General features: G+C 48.0%; 25 protein-coding genes. 7 read left to right on the forward strand and 18 right to left on the reverse strand.

Translation table 11 applies throughout. From position 1 onward, the window contains the following. Positions 1-87: 87 nt before the first annotated feature. Complete coding sequence (locus BIT28_RS24005) at positions 88-597, reverse strand: DUF2301 domain-containing membrane protein (protein WP_075767474.1); 510 nt, start codon at positions 595-597, stop codon at positions 88-90. Between the two features lie 150 nt (positions 598-747). Here BIT28_RS24005 and BIT28_RS24010 point away from each other — a divergent pair, with 150 nt between their 5' ends. The 4 genes from BIT28_RS24010 (at position 748) to BIT28_RS24025 (ending at position 3546) form a co-directional block, all read left to right on the forward strand. Then, positions 748-1329: an SPOR domain-containing protein gene (locus tag BIT28_RS24010; RefSeq protein WP_075767632.1), complete on the forward strand. Its 582-nt coding sequence runs from the start codon at positions 748-750 to the stop codon at positions 1327-1329. A gap of 326 nt (positions 1330-1655) precedes the next feature. After that, a complete protein-coding gene (locus BIT28_RS24015; protein WP_075767475.1) occupies positions 1656-2648 on the forward strand; it encodes a D-alanine--D-alanine ligase in 993 nt (330 codons plus the stop codon). Between the two features lie 93 nt (positions 2649-2741). Beyond that, positions 2742-2915: a YhfG family protein gene (locus tag BIT28_RS30435; protein ID WP_083652114.1), complete on the forward strand. Its 174-nt coding sequence runs from the start codon at positions 2742-2744 to the stop codon at positions 2913-2915. Then, positions 2905-3546, forward strand: a complete 642-nt coding sequence (locus BIT28_RS24025) for a putative adenosine monophosphate-protein transferase Fic (RefSeq protein ID WP_075767476.1) — start codon at positions 2905-2907, stop codon at positions 3544-3546. Before BIT28_RS30435 ends, BIT28_RS24025 begins: the two co-directional genes overlap by 11 nt. Positions 3547-3607: 61 nt before the next feature. On the opposite strand, the gene BIT28_RS24030 is transcribed toward BIT28_RS24025, so the two are convergent. Continuing rightward, on the reverse strand, positions 3608-4579 hold the full coding sequence (locus tag BIT28_RS24030) for a tyrosine-type recombinase/integrase (protein WP_075767477.1): 972 nt from the start codon (positions 4577-4579) through the stop codon (positions 3608-3610). A 251-nt stretch (positions 4580-4830) separates the two neighbouring features. Here BIT28_RS24030 and BIT28_RS24035 point away from each other — a divergent pair, with 251 nt between their 5' ends. Continuing rightward, a complete protein-coding gene (locus tag BIT28_RS24035; protein WP_075767478.1) occupies positions 4831-5196 on the forward strand; it encodes a DUF3319 domain-containing protein in 366 nt (121 codons plus the stop codon). 70 nt (positions 5197-5266) lie between these two features. On the opposite strand, the gene BIT28_RS24040 is transcribed toward BIT28_RS24035, so the two are convergent. Both BIT28_RS24040 and BIT28_RS24045 read right to left on the reverse strand, forming a co-directional pair. Continuing rightward, entirely contained in the window at positions 5267-5782 is a 516-nt protein-coding gene (locus BIT28_RS24040) for an ATP-dependent zinc protease family protein (protein ID WP_075767479.1), read from the reverse strand. A gap of 108 nt (positions 5783-5890) precedes the next feature. Beyond that, the gene (locus BIT28_RS24045) at positions 5891-6496 is read right to left on the reverse strand and encodes an HAD family hydrolase (RefSeq protein WP_075767480.1); all 606 of its coding nucleotides are present in this window, start codon (positions 6494-6496) and stop codon (positions 5891-5893) included. 120 nt (positions 6497-6616) lie between these two features. Between BIT28_RS24045 and yciH the strand changes: the two genes are divergently transcribed. Further along, positions 6617-6940: a stress response translation initiation inhibitor YciH gene (yciH, locus tag BIT28_RS24050; protein WP_075767481.1), complete on the forward strand. Its 324-nt coding sequence runs from the start codon at positions 6617-6619 to the stop codon at positions 6938-6940. A gap of 577 nt (positions 6941-7517) precedes the next feature. Further along, positions 7518-7988 carry a phage protein gene (locus tag BIT28_RS24055; protein ID WP_075767482.1) on the forward strand — a complete coding sequence of 157 codons (471 nt, stop codon included), beginning with the start codon at positions 7518-7520 and terminating at the stop codon, positions 7986-7988. Between the two features lie 38 nt (positions 7989-8026). Here the strand turns inward: BIT28_RS24055 and BIT28_RS24060 are convergent, their stop codons facing one another. The 14 genes from BIT28_RS24060 to BIT28_RS24115 all read right to left on the reverse strand — a co-directional run bounded on the left by BIT28_RS24060 (position 8027) and on the right by BIT28_RS24115 (position 16946). Next, positions 8027-9976 carry an ATP-dependent nuclease gene (locus BIT28_RS24060; RefSeq protein ID WP_075767483.1) on the reverse strand — a complete coding sequence of 650 codons (1950 nt, stop codon included), beginning with the start codon at positions 9974-9976 and terminating at the stop codon, positions 8027-8029. Positions 9977-10068: 92 nt separating this feature from the next. Beyond that, on the reverse strand, positions 10069-10221 hold the full coding sequence (locus BIT28_RS29715; RefSeq protein WP_175577601.1) for a hypothetical protein: 153 nt from the start codon (positions 10219-10221) through the stop codon (positions 10069-10071). A gap of 9 nt (positions 10222-10230) precedes the next feature. Next, positions 10231-10446: a hypothetical protein gene (locus tag BIT28_RS24065; RefSeq protein WP_075767484.1), complete on the reverse strand. Its 216-nt coding sequence runs from the start codon at positions 10444-10446 to the stop codon at positions 10231-10233. 100 nt (positions 10447-10546) lie between these two features. Beyond that, complete coding sequence (locus tag BIT28_RS24070) at positions 10547-11059, reverse strand: virion protein (RefSeq protein WP_083652116.1); 513 nt, start codon at positions 11057-11059, stop codon at positions 10547-10549. Then, complete coding sequence (locus BIT28_RS24075) at positions 11056-12153, reverse strand: hypothetical protein (RefSeq protein ID WP_075767485.1); 1098 nt, start codon at positions 12151-12153, stop codon at positions 11056-11058. Before BIT28_RS24075 ends, BIT28_RS24070 begins: the two co-directional genes overlap by 4 nt. Then, a complete protein-coding gene (locus tag BIT28_RS24080; RefSeq protein WP_075767486.1) occupies positions 12150-12968 on the reverse strand; it encodes a hypothetical protein in 819 nt (272 codons plus the stop codon). The genes BIT28_RS24075 and BIT28_RS24080 overlap by 4 nt, the downstream gene beginning before the upstream one ends. Further along, complete coding sequence (locus BIT28_RS24085; protein WP_075767487.1) at positions 12965-13576, reverse strand: hypothetical protein; 612 nt, start codon at positions 13574-13576, stop codon at positions 12965-12967. The genes BIT28_RS24080 and BIT28_RS24085 overlap by 4 nt, the downstream gene beginning before the upstream one ends. Then, complete coding sequence (locus tag BIT28_RS24090) at positions 13569-14000, reverse strand: hypothetical protein (RefSeq protein WP_075767488.1); 432 nt, start codon at positions 13998-14000, stop codon at positions 13569-13571. The genes BIT28_RS24085 and BIT28_RS24090 overlap by 8 nt, the downstream gene beginning before the upstream one ends. After that, a complete protein-coding gene (locus tag BIT28_RS24095; protein ID WP_075767489.1) occupies positions 14000-14203 on the reverse strand; it encodes a hypothetical protein in 204 nt (67 codons plus the stop codon). Before BIT28_RS24095 ends, BIT28_RS24090 begins: the two co-directional genes overlap by 1 nt. Then, positions 14203-14355 carry a hypothetical protein gene (locus BIT28_RS29720; protein ID WP_175577597.1) on the reverse strand — a complete coding sequence of 51 codons (153 nt, stop codon included), beginning with the start codon at positions 14353-14355 and terminating at the stop codon, positions 14203-14205. Before BIT28_RS29720 ends, BIT28_RS24095 begins: the two co-directional genes overlap by 1 nt. After that, positions 14352-14630 (reverse strand): hypothetical protein, encoded by a 279-nt coding sequence (locus tag BIT28_RS24100; RefSeq protein ID WP_075767490.1) that lies wholly within the window; start codon positions 14628-14630, stop codon positions 14352-14354. Before BIT28_RS24100 ends, BIT28_RS29720 begins: the two co-directional genes overlap by 4 nt. Positions 14631-14639: 9 nt before the next feature. Then, the gene (locus BIT28_RS24105) at positions 14640-15491 is read right to left on the reverse strand and encodes a major capsid protein P2 (RefSeq protein ID WP_075767491.1); all 852 of its coding nucleotides are present in this window, start codon (positions 15489-15491) and stop codon (positions 14640-14642) included. A 268-nt stretch (positions 15492-15759) separates the two neighbouring features. Next, positions 15760-16431, reverse strand: a complete 672-nt coding sequence (locus BIT28_RS24110; RefSeq protein WP_075767492.1) for a type IV secretory system conjugative DNA transfer family protein — start codon at positions 16429-16431, stop codon at positions 15760-15762. Further along, positions 16431-16946: a hypothetical protein gene (locus BIT28_RS24115; protein WP_075767493.1), complete on the reverse strand. Its 516-nt coding sequence runs from the start codon at positions 16944-16946 to the stop codon at positions 16431-16433. Before BIT28_RS24115 ends, BIT28_RS24110 begins: the two co-directional genes overlap by 1 nt. Positions 16947-16965: the final 19 nt, after the last annotated feature.

Below are 16965 nucleotides of genomic sequence, written 5' to 3' on the forward strand. Positions count from 1 at the left end.
TGATCAATGGCAACTTGTTTGAATCAATAGCTTTTTAGCCATAAAAATGGGCATTGCCTCGTAATAGTGAAAGCAGTACCCAAATGGTTAGACTTGGTAGCGACTTTTATCACCAATATCGTAGTGCAGCGGCATACGCCATTTTGCAATGGTGGCAATAGCTAACAGTACGGCGCCGACCAGGCTGAAAATAAGGCTAATCTGAGGTAATCCGAAGACAAAACAGAACCAGTAACCGGCGAGGGCCAATGGCGTTAGAGTCAGTATTTTTATCTGAAAGCAAAAATACTCTTTAATTGCGAGTGCACTAAAGGTAAATAAAGCAGCTCCCAATGCAAGCGGTGACCATATATCAAGAATTAGCCAAATAGCGGCAAACATCCCGCTGCCGATGATTAACCACCGAAAACGTTTATCGTAGATATGAACAGTGCTTGCAGCAATAAGCGCGGTGATCACAATGGCTGGGATAGCTAACTCAGTTTTCCAAGAGATTATCAACAAGATAGCAGCTGCTGCGGTTAGGGCACAGCGATATAGAATGACGGTTAATTTATCCAGGCTGTCGAGCTCGCTCTGAATATGAGGATCGGCCATTTGAAGCTCCGAATTAACAAGAATGACGTATTTTACATCAGAATCATGTGACGAATGACAGATAGTTATTGATCTATCGTAAAGTAAGGGTTGATTGGGCTTAGAAGCAACGGCAGAATGAAAGCAGAGATCTTATTTGGCAGAGTAATAATGAAGAAAATCGCCGTGTTCGCCGTAGTAACGGCACTAGCCGGGTGTGCGTCAGACAGTGAAAATATGCAAATTGTAACCTCTTCATCTGAAGAAAGTTACACGGCAGAGCAACTTCGCTCACTAGAACAGATGCAAAAAGCAAAAACTGAACAGACAGTGATTGCCTTAACTGAAGAAACCGTTAAACCTAAACCGGTAAAACAGGTTGTCAAAATATCGCCTCAGCATCCTGAAGAGCAAATGGCTAAAAAGCAAACGCCTAAGCCGAAGAAGCCTGTTTACAAATATGCTAAGGCCGCTTCTGGTGGATATACAATTCAGGTATTGGCATTGAGCCATAATAGAGGTTTCCGACCTTATATGAATAAACTGCCATCGGATCAGCCTGTCTGGATGAACAAAAAAGAGCTTGATGGCTTACCTTGGTATACCTTGTTATACGGCCAGTTTGATACACGCGAACAGGCGAAAAGGGCTCTGGCAGCATTGCCACAAAACGTAAAAGACTACGGTCCATTTATCCGCAGCCTGAAAGAGATTAAGTCATCACCGACGCCTAAGCTGACAAAGCTGAACTAATCAATGGAAAAGAGAGCAAGCTTGCTCTCTTTTTTTATATCCGGAAATTCAGACAGAAGTCATGATGTCCAATCGATGCCGCCCAAGCAGCTGAAAACGTTAACTTCAATCAGTTATCGCGACTTTTATGCTCAACCAATGTTAATTTAATGAAATATTTCACTGATAACTGATCTGTAAGGTGCAATACGTCCGTTTTTTTTATTACTATTGAGTCAGAATGATAGCTTGAGCGTCGGATGGGCGGAGATACGCTTTGACGTTAAGCTGAACAAATTAATGGCTGGCAACACAAGATCTGCCGGCTTGTACTACAAGGGATGATAATGAGCTCAATCCATGTTTTATTACTGTGCGGCGGCGGAAGCGCCGAGCATGAAGTTTCTCTCGTTTCTGCTAACTTTGTGGAACAGCAGCTCCAGAAGATTGATGGCATTACCTACACCCGCGTTGAAATGAAAGAGAGCGGTTGGTTTGACAGTGAAGGTACTCATTGTCAGCTAAATCTTGACCGCTCATTGCAAGTTGGCGATCAGAAGACGCAAGTTAATTATGTGATCCCATGTGTTCACGGCTATCCTGGCGAAACCGGTGATCTCCAGTCGTTTCTTGATATGGCGAAACTGCCATACTTTGGTTGTGGCGCAGAGGCCAGCACCAATTGCTTCAACAAAATCACCACCAAACTGTGGTTTGATGCACTAAACATTCCAAATACGCCTTACGTTTTTCTGAGTGATAATAACGAAGCGGCACATGCACAAGCTGCTGCCGCTTTGGAAAAATGGGGAGAGGTCTTCATTAAAGCCGCTTGTCAGGGCTCCTCGGTCGGCTGCTACCATGTCGCGAACATTGCTGAACTAGATGATGCGGTAAATAAGGCGTTTACCTATTCTGAGCAAGTTCTTATTGAAAAGGCTATCAAGCCCCGTGAGCTTGAAATCGCAGCTTATCAATATGGCGATGAGCTGGTGATCACCAAGCCAGGTGAAGTATCGTGTCCGGCTGACAAGTTCTATACCTATGAAGAGAAGTACAGCTCAGACAGCCACTCTACAACAACGGTTGAAGCGCGTGATCTGACTGAAGAACAAGTTGAACAGATCCGCCATTATGCGCGTAAAGCGTTTGTACATATGAAGCTAAAAGATCTGTCACGTATTGATTTTTTCCTCAGCGAAGACAATGAAGTCTTGCTTAATGAGATAAATACGTTCCCGGGTATGACGCCAATTTCTATGTTCCCTCAAATGCTGGAGCATAATGGCCACTCGTTTAGCGTATATCTGGAGAAAGCCATTAAAGCGGCTGCAGTATAAACTACGCTTTGGCCGGAGGAGAGCTTTCCCCCGGCCAAATTGGCGATTCTGTCTGGAGATGCAATACTGGGTATAGATACAGAAAGGAAAAGTATGCTGACAACGAAACAAAAACGTGAACGGTTTGAAGCTTTGCGAGCTCGAAATTACAGGGCGAGTCTGCAGCTTGAAGGTTTCGATGTTGAGCCAACGAAGATGGATAGCGACATAGATCGATCTACAGAATCCGTTAAAATTGCCAGATTAAAACAGCGCTATGCGAGATAAATATGGTGTAAACCAAGACCCGGACTGTTATTCCGGTACGACTATTCTCAAGAATCGCTTATCTATCAAGGATGAAGACGAGCTTGAGCTTGCAGAACGAGATTTTACCCGCGTTCGGGCAGAACACTTTGTGCCCGAGTTTGATCAATTCAATCTGGCTTATCTTCAAAAAATCCATCAACATTTGTTCCAGGATTTGTACTTATGGGCCGGCCAAATACGCCAGGTCGATATTACAAAAGGGCAAACACGGTTTTGCCATATGGAGAATATTCAGCGTGAAGCTGAAAAGCTCTTCAACGAGCTGGAACAAGAGGAGTTCCTTTGCGGCCTGCCGTTCGATACGTTTATCAAACGTATGGCGCACTATTACTGCGAGCTGAATATAATTCACCCATTTCGTGAAGGTAATGGCAGGGTGCAACGTATCTTTTTCGAAATCCTTGCGATTAATGCCGGCTATGAAGTGTGTTGGGAAGGCATCAATCTCAAAGAGTGGGTCGACGCCAATCAAATGGGTTACTTTGGCGAACTAAAACCGTTGCAGCGTTTGTTTGAGCGGATCACTGTACTGATTGATATTCAACAAGGACCAAGAGAACATTGGGCCGACAGTCCTTCCGAGCAATAGCCCAATATAGCTCTACTAATGCACTATAACTTTTGAATTATCTCCATATTCTATACCATACTCATTTTTCCCATGGCTTAGGCTTAACATACTTGGCGATTTCTTTGTCGTGACGATCGGTATTGCCTACGTATTGAGCCGGCATTGCCGGGCTTTTCCAGCGTCCCTGTTCTTGAATTTCGTTAATTGAAAGGCCGGAATCAGCTAAATCCTTAGCGGCACCAACTCGTGGCGACTGCCCGGAGAATAGGGCGGATGACGGTAAGTTCAGTTCATCGCTGGCTCGTCGAAATACACGATAAATTGATGAATGATCCAGTGGCTTATCACCTATGTTGCTGTGGCGATCGATACGACGGAAAACAAAACCCTCACAAATCATGCTTATAACAAGCCATCGCTGCAATGCTTTAGACGATACCGAGCTAAGGGCAATGCTTCGGCCGTTAACTAAGAGGTCAATCAAACCATCTGCATGTATTTCCAATGAATCAATCGTGAGTGCAGCAAGCTCGCTGCGTTTAAGCATTGCTTCGAATGAGACGGCCCAAATCGCCATGTCGCGGATATCTTTCACTTTGGTGGAAAGCTCAAATTGATAGAGAAGCTTTTGTAAGTGTTCATCTCTAAAGGCTGAAGCATTACGGTAATCGTCATGCTTTCTGAGTTGCTGCTTTTGCATCTCAAGGCGTATTTCGGTGTGGGAGCAGGGGTCGGTAAGATTATGGCAACGATGCACCAAACTGATTGTTACCATGTAACGCTTTAGGCTAGCTAGCTTTCGAGAGCGGGACATCTGGTCAATGTACCTATGCACTGTATCTGACTTTGCAGGCAAACATGGCACTTTATTTTCTATGCAGAAAGCAACAAAGCTATTCCAATCATTCTTAAAAGCAACCAGCGTATTTTTAGCGTATTGGCTGTGCGTAAGCTCTTCCCATGGCTCAGTAGATTCGATAAACCCAGCGAATGTTTTGATGCTGAGGCGCAGCTGCTCTTCATTATCGATAGGTGGAATTTTCTTGGCCATTTAATGATAACCTTCTAGTGCACTATAATTATAAAGATATACCAAAGATAAATTAGTACATAGTGAAGAGTAAAAAAATCACACTGACAACAAATTTATAAGCTTAACAAGAAGACAAATGGGCAACTAAATGCTTCAATAACACTGGATTTAATGAGTTTTTGTAACAATACTTATTATATCGAGAGAGATTTTTTTTTGATGCTTGTTTTTTGTACAGAGATTTAACTCAACTTTGTTGAGGAGTGTGGATGAAGAAAAGAATATTCCATCGAGGGCACAACATTGAAAATGCAACAGGTGACCCTGATGGCTGGAAAACCACAATTAATGGTCGTCCAGTATCAAGTAAACTGACTTTGGTTAAGAAAAGCATCGACTGGTGGTGTGACATGAAAGCATTCATGCCGCCAGAGAAGTTTGCAACTGTTGGATCTCAAGCTCAGCAAGCAGATCAAAAGATTGAAGATTATAAAGGCTTTAAGTTGATGAATGACAGCGGGAAGCCTAATGAGTGGTATGTGATATTACGTGGACGATTATTGAAAGGATCGCCCATCGCAATTAAAAAGCATTTAGATGCTGTTATTGAAAAGCTCAAACAACAACAGAAATAGAGTAGGGTAAGCTTACTATTTTTCACTAACCTAAACGCCTCAAAGGCGTTTAGGTTTAGGTTATAAATGATTAATCGTCTTCGTCAAGCTTATCAACATCGACTAAATAATCACCACTTAGCCAGTTGCGGCCGATGAGTAATTTGTAGTCGAGCTTGCTTCTGTCTCGTAAATTGACTGCAACGCGTTTGTGTTCGCCATTCCAGCCTAAATCCATTTTTACAGCGTAGCGTCGCTCAACACCTTGGGCATTGCGAATCTTGCTAACTTTGATGATTTTTCCTTTATATGTCGCTTCATCACCATTCTCATTTATCGAGGTAAACTCAACGGTTTCCCCAAGGTGATCACGCATATCATCACTGTCGCTTTCTTCGCCAGTTACTTTAATATTGGTCGCATGTATTGACGTTGTTTTCGCACCGGTATCGATACGTGCTTTATAGTCGAGTTCAAGCTCATAAACTTTGATTGTCTCAACTTGCCCGACAATCGACTTATCTTTACTCGCTTTACCGTCAGCCATTGCTAAGTTTGCACCGGTTACCGAAAACAGTATCAAGGCGGGTAGCAGAAGTTTCTTCACACGAGCTCCTAAAATAATCAGTCGTTTTCAATGTAGACACCAGATTAATAAGTACGTTCCAGCTTACTAAAACAGCATACTGAACACACTCAATCTTTCTAAAGAATACTAATTTATATCCAAGATCTTGTTAATTTTATGAAAACATGACGCAGATAGCTCAAATTGTATGGTTTGGAAGCCAAAAGCTTGTGCAGCATTGACATTTTGCTCGTGGTCATCAATGTAGAGCGTCTCGCTAGGCACCAAATCATATCGCTCGATGAGTAGCTCATAGATATCTGGATCGGGCTTCATCATCAGTTCTTTTCCAGAGACAATGCCACCTTTAAAAAGAGAGATGAAATCGTTTCGTTCATTGAGTGTTTCAAAAAAAGCACTGCTCATATTGGTGAGATAATAAACGGAATAGTGATGATCCAGCAGCCGGTACAAAAGCTCTTCGGTTTCTGTAATTTTCACCAGGCTATTGATGATGTGTTCGAAAAAATCTTCCATACGCGAGACGGTTATTCCGGTTCTTGCCGCAAACTTAGGAATAACTTCAGCCATCAGCATAGTGCCTCGATCAAGTGAGAGCCAGTCGGGATGATGAAAGACTTCTTCTAAAAGGAGGTGTTGCTCATCGGTAGAATCTGTAAAAGAAGCCACAATTTGGTGAGGATCCCAGTGGAAAAGAACAGCACCAAAGTCAAAGATTACATTACGAATCATAAGAGTTTCCGTTTTACTACCATTTATTGATAATATTCGGTAACTGGTAATCTGCAACATTGAGCAACGAACTTATTACCAGGTTCACAAATCCCAGAAAGTAGACGAGATTTTTTCCCAATGAGTGATAACAGCCGTTTGGTATTTTCCACAGAGACAGGCCGAATCAAAGAAGAGAAAGCCGCACCGCAACGCCCAAAAGGTGACGGTGTTGTTCGCATTCAACGCCAAACCAAAGGTAGAAAAGGCAAAGGAGTCTGCATTGTGACTGGCCTTGATCTTGAAGACGCTCAATTAAAGCTACTGGCTGCAGAACTGAAGAAAGTTTGCGGCTGTGGTGGCTCCGTGAAAGATGGCAATATCGAGATCCAGGGCGACAAGCGTGACGTCATCAAAGCCACGCTAGAGAAAAAAGGCCACACAGTAAAACTAGCTGGCGGTTAATCGCAGAAGCTTAACAACTGAAGCCCGGGAAGCTCTCGGGCTTTTTCTTATCTGTTAACTGCAGGGGAACGTACGGCAGTTAACAGATAGCTCTTGTAATTCAAGCTAGCTTTGAAGCACTAGGCAAACTGAACATTTGCAGCAGAGCTTAAAAATAGGTGTAAATTACCTATTTTATGGTAAATCCGTAATACTGTTAAATTGTACAGTACTGGAAGGCTGCACCATGCACATTGAGAGAATAGGAGGAAAGGTATAAAGAAAACATGTTCTTACCCTCAAAACCCAGCATATTTAACATAAGGTACATAATGCGCACTAAGGGGTTATGATTTAACATCTTTGGGTCAGCGCCGATACCTTCGTCATTCTTCGTAAAAAAGTCCTTGGAAACAGTTAGTTAAACCGAAACGTCGCCATTTTTGCCCGCTTGGTTTGCGGCTAGATTGGTCCGTGCCGAAACGCGGACTCTGTGGCGCTGGTGTCCGTACGCCGTGTTCCATCGTCGCCAGCAATCGTGTCTGCGGTATCCATCGGAAATAACTTTTAACTGGATGAATTTTTTGCGAGGTACATCATGCTCCATGAATCGTTTGTGAAGTTGTTCTGGCTCCATTTCAGGTCCATTCCCGAGGCCGCGGCGTGGTTCCACGTCAGCCCGGTCACCGTCAAGCGCTGGCTGTCCGGCTGGATGGACGTCAACCCGATGGCCGAGAAGCTGCTGATTATCCGCGCCCGCGGCTACCTGCCGGACGATACCCGCTGGCGCGGTTTCCGGGTCGACGAGGATTACGCGGTCATCGTCACGCCCACCGGGCGCCGTTTCAGCCCCAAGGAGCTGGACTCGTGGGCCGAGCGCGTCGACGAGTACCACGCCCTGAAACGGATGTACGAACTGGACTACGTCCCGGTGCGCTCCAACGTGGTGACGCCGCTGCCGTTCCGTGGCGGTCGCCGGGTGAAAGCAGTCCAAAGTGACACGGTCACCAAGGCCAAGAAGAAGGAGTACCGGAGGATACAGGCCAAGCGGAACAAGCAGGCTCCCTAGCCTGCGGGTATGAAAAAGCCCGCGGTTGCGGGCTTTGATTATTTTAATTTATTCTTTATATCTTCAACCCATGCAGGTGTATCAGCTTTTATAAAACTTTGGCACTCCTGATATTTAATTGCCAGTTGATATTTTACTTTTTCATTTGATAGTTCTTCTATAAATTTTGGATGTATCTTGTATCCATCCATATCTTTTTTCTCAAGCCAAGGTATACCGTGATTAATTAAAGAATACTTAAACCCTTCTACAAACTCGACATGTTTCAAATATTGAGCAATAGTTTCATTTTCCGGCGCTATGAGCTGAAGCGCTGCATAGAAAACAGTGGGGTTTAAGCAGTCCTCTATTGTTACAGTTGTTGCGTCAGGAGATGAAACAGAGTTTAATTTAATTTCAAGATTGTTTTTATCGTACCCTAATCGTTCAAAAAACAATTTATCATCAAATTTTTTAGAAGTATAACGTTCAACTTTTATCAAGTTTGATGTATCCGTATCAATTAAGCAATAAACCTTACCTTTAATAGCTCTTCTTTCTTGCTTGTCATCAAAGGGGACAGATAAGAATTCAAATATCTTTTTCACATTACCATTACCATTGAATGGCAAAACAATAATGTTGTCATCATTTAAATATGTATTAAGGTAAATTGCATCCTCATACCCTTCACATATAATCCATTTGACATCTTTCTTCTTGATTATCGATAACACAGAACTCATCAAATCGAAATAACTCTTCATTTCTAATGACTCAGGGAAAGACCGTCTATAGTCATAAAGATTAGTTAGCGGATAACTATTATACGTTATTTCATTATTATCTTTAGTGTCTATGTAATGGAGCATTCCTGTTGTAGGTCTTAATAACAAGCCATACCAGTGAGTGGTTATGAATATGTTGCGCTTATACTTTTCCGCAAGGTCCATTAGCAGTGAAAATTGTTCAAATCTGTGTTGGCTATCAAGGGAGCTTTCGGGCTCATCAATGGCTAGAATAGTTTCAGTTGCTTTTTCTGAGTCTGTAGAAAGTAACTTAGTAGCTACATCGATTAAAGCTACACGCTGTTGACCAGAGCTTAAGCTTTTTAGTTTCTTCTGATTTTTCGTTAGTTCTCTGATACTAAAGAACTCATTTATTACAATATCGATAACATCGGAAGATTTAATTGATTTTTTGTGGTTATCCTTGGCGATAAAGCTATAGCTATTATCTATCCTACTATTTATATCACTTATATAATCTTCTAGCTTATCATTAATGATACTTATGATGCTTTTTTTTGCCTTTCTTGGGTTTTCAGTATCAACCGTTATATCCTTTTTGTCCAAAAGTTGTTTAATCTCATCAACAACACTCTTATCCATCAATGATTGGAGTTCTTTCGCTTGAAGATTTAGAAACTCGTTAACCTGGCTTTCTATTGGGAAGTAAATGTAACTATAATGGCTAAGGATATCTTTATATAACTGGTTGACCACCTCTTTTGAAACTGAATCCTTTCTTGTCAGGTTACGAACTTTACTGTCAAACAACGTTGTCATTAAAATATCATTCTTTTTGTTTTTCCCTATAGCAAATAAATAGTAGTCTTCAGTATTTACATCAGACTTTATCCTTTCTCTTAAAGCTATAAATGATTTTGCATTGTCATTTGTTTGATATTGAGTGAAGTCAAAGTTCCAAAATGCATCAGAAATTGAGTTGTATTGCTTGTTATATTTTGATGAGCCTTTAAATAGTTTCTTTTCAATGAGAAAAACAGGAAAAATACTGGTTCTATCATTCTTTTTACCAACAGTTGTTTCCCATTTTTTAGCTTCAACATTATTTAAGATGCAATTTAAAGCATCTAGTATTGAAGACTTTCCTACTCCGTTATCTCCAATTAAAATGTTAAAGTTTGATACACCATGTTCAGAAAACGATATAAAATGGCCATTTTCGTAACACTTATAGTTTGATAAAAAAAGCCCAACAATCATAACAACCCCAAGACAATACTTTAATTGATGAATTGTATTACTTATTGAGCCTTTGTGTACATAAATCTAGTCACAAAACTATCAAGAACATTCTACTTCCGTCTTTCGATACATGCTATTCGCTTTTCATGGTTCTCAATAATCTTTTTTAACCAGTCAATATCCGTTTTCATGGCAATCCCGGTACCAAAGGCCGAGAAAAAGCCAGTTGCCGCAGCGACCAGCACAGTCTGGTAGACATCCATAGAAGCCCCCTAGCCTTTTTCCTTGCGGGCGACGTCCCAAAGGCCAATCGTGGCAGCGGCTGCAATTGGAATGGCTCCGCCAATCTGAGCACCGGACGCGCCAAGGGTGACGGTGACCAGCTCGCTGTTCCCGGTCAGCAGGCCCACGGCAGCACTGCCGAGCAGCATTAGTCCGGTTTTGGTGCTGGATTCTTTCAGGTTAAGCAGTTTCTTGAAGTTAATCATAACAGTCCTTGTGAACGTAAGAATTTAAGGGTGTACGCGCCGAGAACCATCCCGGCAACGCTGATTGCAATCTTGGTGGCGACGATTTTGGTGGCGGGGCTCATGCCAGTGTTACCCCTTCCATGACTTCACTCATGGTGTAGCGATAGCCGACTTCCATCCGTGCCATGGCTTGTATCAGTACCGCGGCGGTGTTGTCGTTGCGAACGTCGAGCAAGTCGTGCTTTCCGTAGCCCGTCCACCGGGCCACCAAGTCGGCGTAATGGTCGCTCTCGTTTTCGTGGCTCGGGGCAAAGGTGTGCACGATGCTCTCGATGGTGTTGATGCCGCGCTTCTGGTAGCTGCGCAGCACGCGGGTACCTGCCCGGAAGCCCCATTTATCATCCTCGAAGATGCAGAAACGGCCGTCACTGCCGACCTGCCCGTGCCACTTGTTGCGCTTGCTGTATTCGATGTTGAGCGGGTTATTGTTGCGAATTCCGCGGTTTTGTCCTGATGCCATAGTGTCTGTCATCCCTGTGAGTTGTTGCCATGAAAGGCCACCCGAGCGGGCGGCCTGTTTGCGGCTGTTGAGCCAAAGTAAAACGAGGGCCAACGCCAACAGCCATTTCATCGGTAGAACCCGAGTCCGACGGGCATCGAGCTGTATTGCAGCCAGAAGTTATACCCGAAGTCGTTCATCCCGTTCAGCTTGGTGTAGTCCGCCTGGCTAAACTCAATGGTGAAAGAATCCGGCTTGATGTCCGTCACCTTGGCGCTCTTGTAGTCGCGGCAGTTAATAATTAAGTGCTGCCGCGGGTCGTACATGTACGGGAAATGGCGGTTGAAGCTGTACTTGACGGTATTGGGTGCCACCGTTTCAACCTTGGCGGCACCGGATAAGGGGTCGCTGTCAATGAAATGGCCGTAGCTGTCGGGCTGGCGGCGATTGATAAACCGGGCCGGACTGTCGCCATGCACCCCGCTATGCCAGAGCGCCGCGTCATAGATATACGCGCTGCCGCCGTTCTCTACCTTGAGGAACAGCGCGAACATGCCGGGACCGGAGCGGGCATACTGGTATAAATCGACGCTTTTGGTCTCTACAGTAATCGGCTCATCGATATGATGGTCTTTGTCCATGACGTAGGTGTTTTCGCCATATCGCCAGCTCAAGTCCATGCTGTTGCTGTAGGGGCTCAGCTTGGCAATCCCCACCGTGACCGTCGAGCCTTTCACCCCGGTCAGGGTGAAGCGCCCTTTCAGTGCCGTGTGGTCCATGCCGTTCATCGGCACCGTGACCACCTGATACAAGGTAAAGTCCCGGCACAGTACTTGTAGCGCGCCGCTTTCCCTGTCTACGGTCTGTTTCCAGCTCATTGGGCGGCCGTTGGCTACCAGTGCCGGATAGCTCTGGGTTTTGTCAAAAGGCACCTCCATGGCCCAGCCATTGGTAACCAGCATCGAGCCGCGGCCGTTGCCCACCGTCAGGGACAAATCCGGCTTTACGCCTGCGGTCATGTGCATGCTGCGGACCATGTGCGCCAAGGCACCGGATTGCGATGTCCAGCCCTCATTAAACTTCGGATTGACCAGCAGGTTCTCGGCCCCGCCAAGCCCGTCGATTTTCTCGTACAGCTCGGCAACGGTCATTTCCATTAGCTCGGCCAGAAACTCAATTTTGTTGCGTGCGCTGCCCGCAGGCAGCTGGTCTTTCAGTGTGCTCATCGGCTCACCTCGATAATTTGAATGGTATCGCCGTCGGTCCCGGCAAAGGCCAGCTCGGCGGTAGTTTCCAGTTTCAGCGGCTCGCCCGGTGTCAGCTCCCAGTCACTGCCGAGGGTCACGGCGTGTGTGTTGGTGGTCGGCGCCTTGAGTAAAACGTGACAGCGTGACGTATTCTTTGCCAGTACCGCGGCCCCGGCAGCCAGTGTCAGTACTTGGCTGGCAACGCTATCGCCGCCGACAGGCTTGGTCAGTAGCGGCGTGGTGGCATAGACGCGGACCGCCTGCCCGGTTTCCAGTTTGACCTTGGGCAGTTCGGTAACCCCGACCTGCTGGCCCGCAGCCAGTACAACGTCTGGCAAATGCGTCACCGCCAGTTGCTGATTGGCTGCCAGTTGGATAGCGGGCAGTTGTGACACGGTCACCTGTTGGCCGTCGGCTAGCTGGACTTTCGGCAGTTGGGAGATACCAATCACCTGCCCGTCTGCCAGCATCACGGGGCTGGCAATATCGACCTGTTGCCCCGGTGCGAACACCACCGCGGGCATCTGGGTGACATCCACTTTCTGCCCGTCCGTCGGTGGGATATAGCGGCCGAAACCGCAGATAATAGACACGGCTCCGGCCTCGCCCAAGTTCTCGACCGTAATCCGCCCGGTTAACTTGCTGTCGATGATTTGAGCGCCCGGCTTGAGGCGGTACTCGCCACGTTCGGTACGGATGAGCACGGTATCGGGGCATGCCTCGATATAGAGGAACTCCCCGATTGCCTGAAACTGCTCCTGCTGGCGCGGTTGCATTACACGGTTAAATGTCATTTCTTACCCCCGAAAATCGCCATCATGGCCAAGAAGAAGAAAATCAGCCCGACCATCATGGTCATCTGCTTGGAGGTGGCGACCTGCCCGCCGTCGGCCTTCATCGCCGCAAGGTCTTTAATCGTCGCGAGGTTCTCGGCATTCTGTGTCGCTTGGTTGCCCGCCAGCCCGGCAAGCATCTGTAGGTTTTCACCGTGGGCTGTGCTGACATGCTTCATCGCATTGTTCGACACCTCGGCATTGGCCTTGAGGGCATCCCGGCCGAAATCGAACGACTTGCCGAGTGCGGCCTCGTTCGAGGCCAGCGCATCGCGGCCAAAATCCATGGCCGAATCCACGGTCTCCTTGCCCATTTTCAAGGCCGCTTTGGACACGTCGGCATTGCTGTCCAGTGCTGCCTTGGTCACCTGGGTGTTGCTGGTCAATGCCAGCTCGCCCAGCTCTGAGGCCCGTGCCATGGCTCCGTGGTCCGTCATGTTGACGTTGATATTCGAGCCGTTGACGCCCGAAATCGCCACACCGAGGTTATCGCCGTCAATGGCGTTCTGGCCGCTGGTATTGGTTGTGGTCGTGGTGTTCTTGCTTGAGCTTTTGCCTCCCTTACCCATGCGCACCCCCGACTAGTTCCAGTTGATGAACGGTCTCGGCCTTGCCGTCAAACTCCCGCACCTGCTCGGTTTGCTCAAAGCCAAAGCGGCCAAGAATCCGACGCATGCCCTTGCGGTAGGTGTGATAGCTGATAGCCCGGTACCCGCAGTTCGTAGCGCGTTCGATAATGTGACTGGCAGCCTGTACCAATCCGCGGCCCGTCATGGCAACGATATGGAAACGGCCGTCAAGGCGACGGCTGACAAACCATAGCTTGATGCCCTTGCCCGTCAACAGGTAGAAGCTGCCCCGCTTGTCCTCAAGCAGGTCACGGACGAACTCAAATTCGCCCTTGGGGTCATCCGAACCCTCGAAGGCGGGTTTGAGCAGTTTCAGGTGTGCCGGAAAGTCGGCCGCTGCCGGGCGAATCAATCGAAAGTGCATTAGCCCCCCTTACCCATCAAAAACCACATGCCCACGAGGACAACAACCATCAGCAGCAGGTTCGAACTGCCGCCGCCCATATTGATATCACCGACGCGAAAGCCTGACTTGTTATTGGCCTTGGCGCTCGATGGCCCGGCGGCCCCGCCGCCTGCATCAATCGGCATCGTGCCGGAGTTGGTAAGTCCCGGAATACTGAGCATTACTTTTTCCCCCACACGATGTTGTAGAGCCAAAGGCCCATCACGACGGCAACCAGCAATTTAAGGGTGCGGCTGAATGCCTCCCCCGTGAACAATCCGCCGACAAAGCCCACAGTGCCAGCGAGCAACGGCCAGAATAGTAATGGCATCATTTCCCCCTTAGCATCAGGAACATGAACAGCATCAATACCGCGAAACCGCCGAACATCATCATGCTGGTCGGCATGGCGCTCATCGGGTAAATAGGCTGCCCAGTCGGTTGCTGGGCGGGTTCCTTGTGGGTAGCGGTACGGTTTTCTTCCGGTGCGGCAGACGCGACCTTGTCGGCCTCGTGGTCAAACCAAGAATCAACCAGCTTTTCGCCACCGCTCAGCACCGAATCGGTCAGGCCGCCCAAGGTCTCCCCGAGGCTGTCTAGCAAATCCATGCCGCCCCCTTATGCCGCTTCCGGCAATGCATTCACCTGTTCCACCGCTTCGATAATCACCGGCACGCTGCCTACCTTGTTTTTATCCAGTTCGAAAGCCAGCTGCTTGCGGGCAGCCGTATTAAGCATGCCGTCGGCACCGAAGCCGTAGCGGATAAAGTCGAGGCTGAACCACCCTGCACACTGCTCTTTCTTCGACTGGGCCAAGTCAAACGCGTTGTCTTCCTTGGTGACGTTCAGCTCTTCGAGGTCGTCACGCACGACGCGAACGCGCTCGATAGACTCATCCTTGAAATGGATACGCTTGAGGTTCAGCGCCGGACTGCGTTCGGAGAAATCAAACGGGGTGCGGCCAGTGGCGGCAGCATGCCATGTAATTTCATACAGGCGCGGCATGTAATAGCGAACGGCCTGCGCAGGCAGTACATGGGCACGGCCTCGGATGCTCGGTGCATGGATGGCCTTGCCGTTGGCATCCGCGGCAGGCTTGCTTTTCAGGGTAATGTAGACAAACCAGATTTCACCGCCCAAGGTGACAAGGTCGGTCTGACGGACGCCGATTTTGGTACGCAACGTCGGGTCACCAAACGACAGGATATAGCGCCCCGGCTCGGCGTAGTTCTTGCGGTGGGCCTGTAGCTCGACCAGCGTTTCGCCGCTGACGCTGAATTTTGGCGTACCGTTGAGCGCCACTTCGACGCGTTCGATATCTGCCGGGTCAAGAATATCGGTGACCAGCTCGATACTGTGGTACGTCGGGCCGGAGACCAGACGCAGTGATGCACGGTTGCCCCAGCCTACACCCTCAACCGGGTCCAGCTCTTTGGGGCGAGGTGCGAAAGGAGTACTCAATAGTTCCATCTTTTTTGCTCCCTTAGCCGATTACGTCATCGACAGCGTCAACGTTGTTGGATGCCCAGACAACGCCCCCGGCGATTACCAATGCAATCACAGCCGTAATCACATAGCCTTTCGTTTTTGCACTCATGTTATTTGCTCTCTGTTTGGTTATGACTCGAAATAAGCCCGGTCAGAAAAGCAAGCGATTCGCCTTCAAGGCAAACAAAAAAAAGCCCGCAAACCTATAGGCTTACGGGCTTTCACTTATTTGATTTAGCGCACATTTTCGCTATCGAAAAACGAGTTTCCCCTTGGTGTGGCTGTTCATGGTGTCACCGTCCTTGAGGTAGTATTCAAGCTTTTTCAAGTTCAGGATGTCACGCAACGGTATGCCAGTTTCCTGTGCAAGGTACTTGGCATCATTTTCACGTGCCTGAATGCCCACCCATTTATAGCGGCTGTTTCCAAGGATAGTTTTCGCCACTTCCTGCCCACGCTGAAACGGGTTGATAGCGTGAATGCCGAACTTGCGGCCCACCCGCATGATAGAGCCGTGCTTGCCGACCGCCTTACCCGTCGAGTCTGCAAACTGGGCACACTCCTCGAACACGGCCTTTAGCGGCTTGGGGTGGTAACCGTCACCCCATCCCCAAACCAGTGCAGCAAAGCGGTCAAAGTCGGCTTGGGTCGGTTCGCCGCGAAAAGTCTTGGCAATCTTGAACCCTTGCTTGGTTTTACGCCCGGCCATCACCGCACGGGAGAAGTCCCCCCATTTCTCATATGACCGCACCACCCGGCCTTTGATGTTGCCCGTATAGTCGCCGTACGGGTCGAACATCACAACTTGGTCACCCGGCTGGATGAACAGCTTTTTCACGGCGGAGGTTTTGCCACTGCCGGAAGTCCCTATCAGCGAAACGTGGTAGTTGTCGAGGTCATTATTCGGGTTAATCGGCTGCATTAGGCTGCCTCCCGGTCAACTGCCCCCGGCTCGGTTTCGCCATCATTGCTGGCTTCCTTTTCGGCCAACAAGGCGGCGTCTTCGGCCTGTAGCTGCTTAATTTCGCCATAGCTGGCAATGCCCAGCGAGCCGATAGCCTTGAGGGCGGCAATTTCTTCCTGATAGGCCGCCAGCCATTCGGGTATCAGTGCCCCGTACTTAACCAGTAACGGGGCACAGTTTTGCAGTACCTCGTCACGGTTTCGCTCCGGGATTTGGAACCGGGGATGTACGAATGACTGCACGGCAATCTCAATCGCACCGAGGCCGAACTCGGCGGTCATGGTTGCCCCCATCAGTGCCATTTGCTGATCTTCGGCTTCCTGCTTGGCGGTTGCCTGTGCCGCTTCGGGGTCAAAGTCAGCATCGTTCGCCGCCTCACCGTCAGCGGCTTCCATAGCGGCAATCAGTGCCTTTTCTTGCTCGTCGGTATGGGCTTCGGCCTGTCCGTCTGTATCGTGGTTTAACTCGTCCATTGTCTTTCCCTATAGGTTT

Source organism: Photobacterium proteolyticum, from assembly GCF_001939735.1.
In the GTDB taxonomy this organism is placed as follows: domain Bacteria; phylum Pseudomonadota; class Gammaproteobacteria; order Enterobacterales; family Vibrionaceae; genus Photobacterium; species Photobacterium proteolyticum.

Excerpts from the sequence above, each read along its gene's own strand:
- BIT28_RS24005 (WP_075767474.1), bottom strand. The coding sequence starts at position 597 with ATGGCCGATCCTCATATTCAGAGCGAGCTCGACAGCCTGGATAAATTA.
- BIT28_RS24010 (WP_075767632.1), top strand. The coding sequence starts at position 748 with ATGAAGAAAATCGCCGTGTTCGCCGTAGTAACGGCACTAGCCGGGTGT.
- BIT28_RS24015 (WP_075767475.1), top strand. The coding sequence starts at position 1,656 with ATGAGCTCAATCCATGTTTTATTACTGTGCGGCGGCGGAAGCGCCGAG.
- BIT28_RS30435 (WP_083652114.1), top strand. The coding sequence starts at position 2,742 with ATGCTGACAACGAAACAAAAACGTGAACGGTTTGAAGCTTTGCGAGCT.
- BIT28_RS24025 (WP_075767476.1), top strand. The coding sequence starts at position 2,905 with ATGCGAGATAAATATGGTGTAAACCAAGACCCGGACTGTTATTCCGGT.
- BIT28_RS24030 (WP_075767477.1), bottom strand. The coding sequence starts at position 4,579 with ATGGCCAAGAAAATTCCACCTATCGATAATGAAGAGCAGCTGCGCCTC.
- BIT28_RS24035 (WP_075767478.1), top strand. The coding sequence starts at position 4,831 with ATGAAGAAAAGAATATTCCATCGAGGGCACAACATTGAAAATGCAACA.
- BIT28_RS24045 (WP_075767480.1), bottom strand. The coding sequence starts at position 6,496 with ATGATTCGTAATGTAATCTTTGACTTTGGTGCTGTTCTTTTCCACTGG.
- yciH (WP_075767481.1), top strand. The coding sequence starts at position 6,617 with ATGAGTGATAACAGCCGTTTGGTATTTTCCACAGAGACAGGCCGAATC.
- BIT28_RS24055 (WP_075767482.1), top strand. The coding sequence starts at position 7,518 with ATGCTCCATGAATCGTTTGTGAAGTTGTTCTGGCTCCATTTCAGGTCC.
- BIT28_RS24060 (WP_075767483.1), bottom strand. The coding sequence starts at position 9,976 with ATGATTGTTGGGCTTTTTTTATCAAACTATAAGTGTTACGAAAATGGC.
- BIT28_RS29715 (WP_175577601.1), bottom strand. The coding sequence starts at position 10,221 with ATGGATGTCTACCAGACTGTGCTGGTCGCTGCGGCAACTGGCTTTTTC.
- BIT28_RS24065 (WP_075767484.1), bottom strand. The coding sequence starts at position 10,446 with ATGATTAACTTCAAGAAACTGCTTAACCTGAAAGAATCCAGCACCAAA.
- BIT28_RS24070 (WP_083652116.1), bottom strand. The coding sequence starts at position 11,059 with ATGAAATGGCTGTTGGCGTTGGCCCTCGTTTTACTTTGGCTCAACAGC.
- BIT28_RS24075 (WP_075767485.1), bottom strand. The coding sequence starts at position 12,153 with ATGAGCACACTGAAAGACCAGCTGCCTGCGGGCAGCGCACGCAACAAA.
- BIT28_RS24080 (WP_075767486.1), bottom strand. The coding sequence starts at position 12,968 with ATGACATTTAACCGTGTAATGCAACCGCGCCAGCAGGAGCAGTTTCAG.
- BIT28_RS24085 (WP_075767487.1), bottom strand. The coding sequence starts at position 13,576 with ATGGGTAAGGGAGGCAAAAGCTCAAGCAAGAACACCACGACCACAACC.
- BIT28_RS24090 (WP_075767488.1), bottom strand. The coding sequence starts at position 14,000 with ATGCACTTTCGATTGATTCGCCCGGCAGCGGCCGACTTTCCGGCACAC.
- BIT28_RS24095 (WP_075767489.1), bottom strand. The coding sequence starts at position 14,203 with ATGCTCAGTATTCCGGGACTTACCAACTCCGGCACGATGCCGATTGAT.
- BIT28_RS29720 (WP_175577597.1), bottom strand. The coding sequence starts at position 14,355 with ATGATGCCATTACTATTCTGGCCGTTGCTCGCTGGCACTGTGGGCTTT.
- BIT28_RS24100 (WP_075767490.1), bottom strand. The coding sequence starts at position 14,630 with ATGGATTTGCTAGACAGCCTCGGGGAGACCTTGGGCGGCCTGACCGAT.
- BIT28_RS24105 (WP_075767491.1), bottom strand. The coding sequence starts at position 15,491 with ATGGAACTATTGAGTACTCCTTTCGCACCTCGCCCCAAAGAGCTGGAC.
- BIT28_RS24110 (WP_075767492.1), bottom strand. The coding sequence starts at position 16,431 with ATGCAGCCGATTAACCCGAATAATGACCTCGACAACTACCACGTTTCG.
- BIT28_RS24115 (WP_075767493.1), bottom strand. The coding sequence starts at position 16,946 with ATGGACGAGTTAAACCACGATACAGACGGACAGGCCGAAGCCCATACC.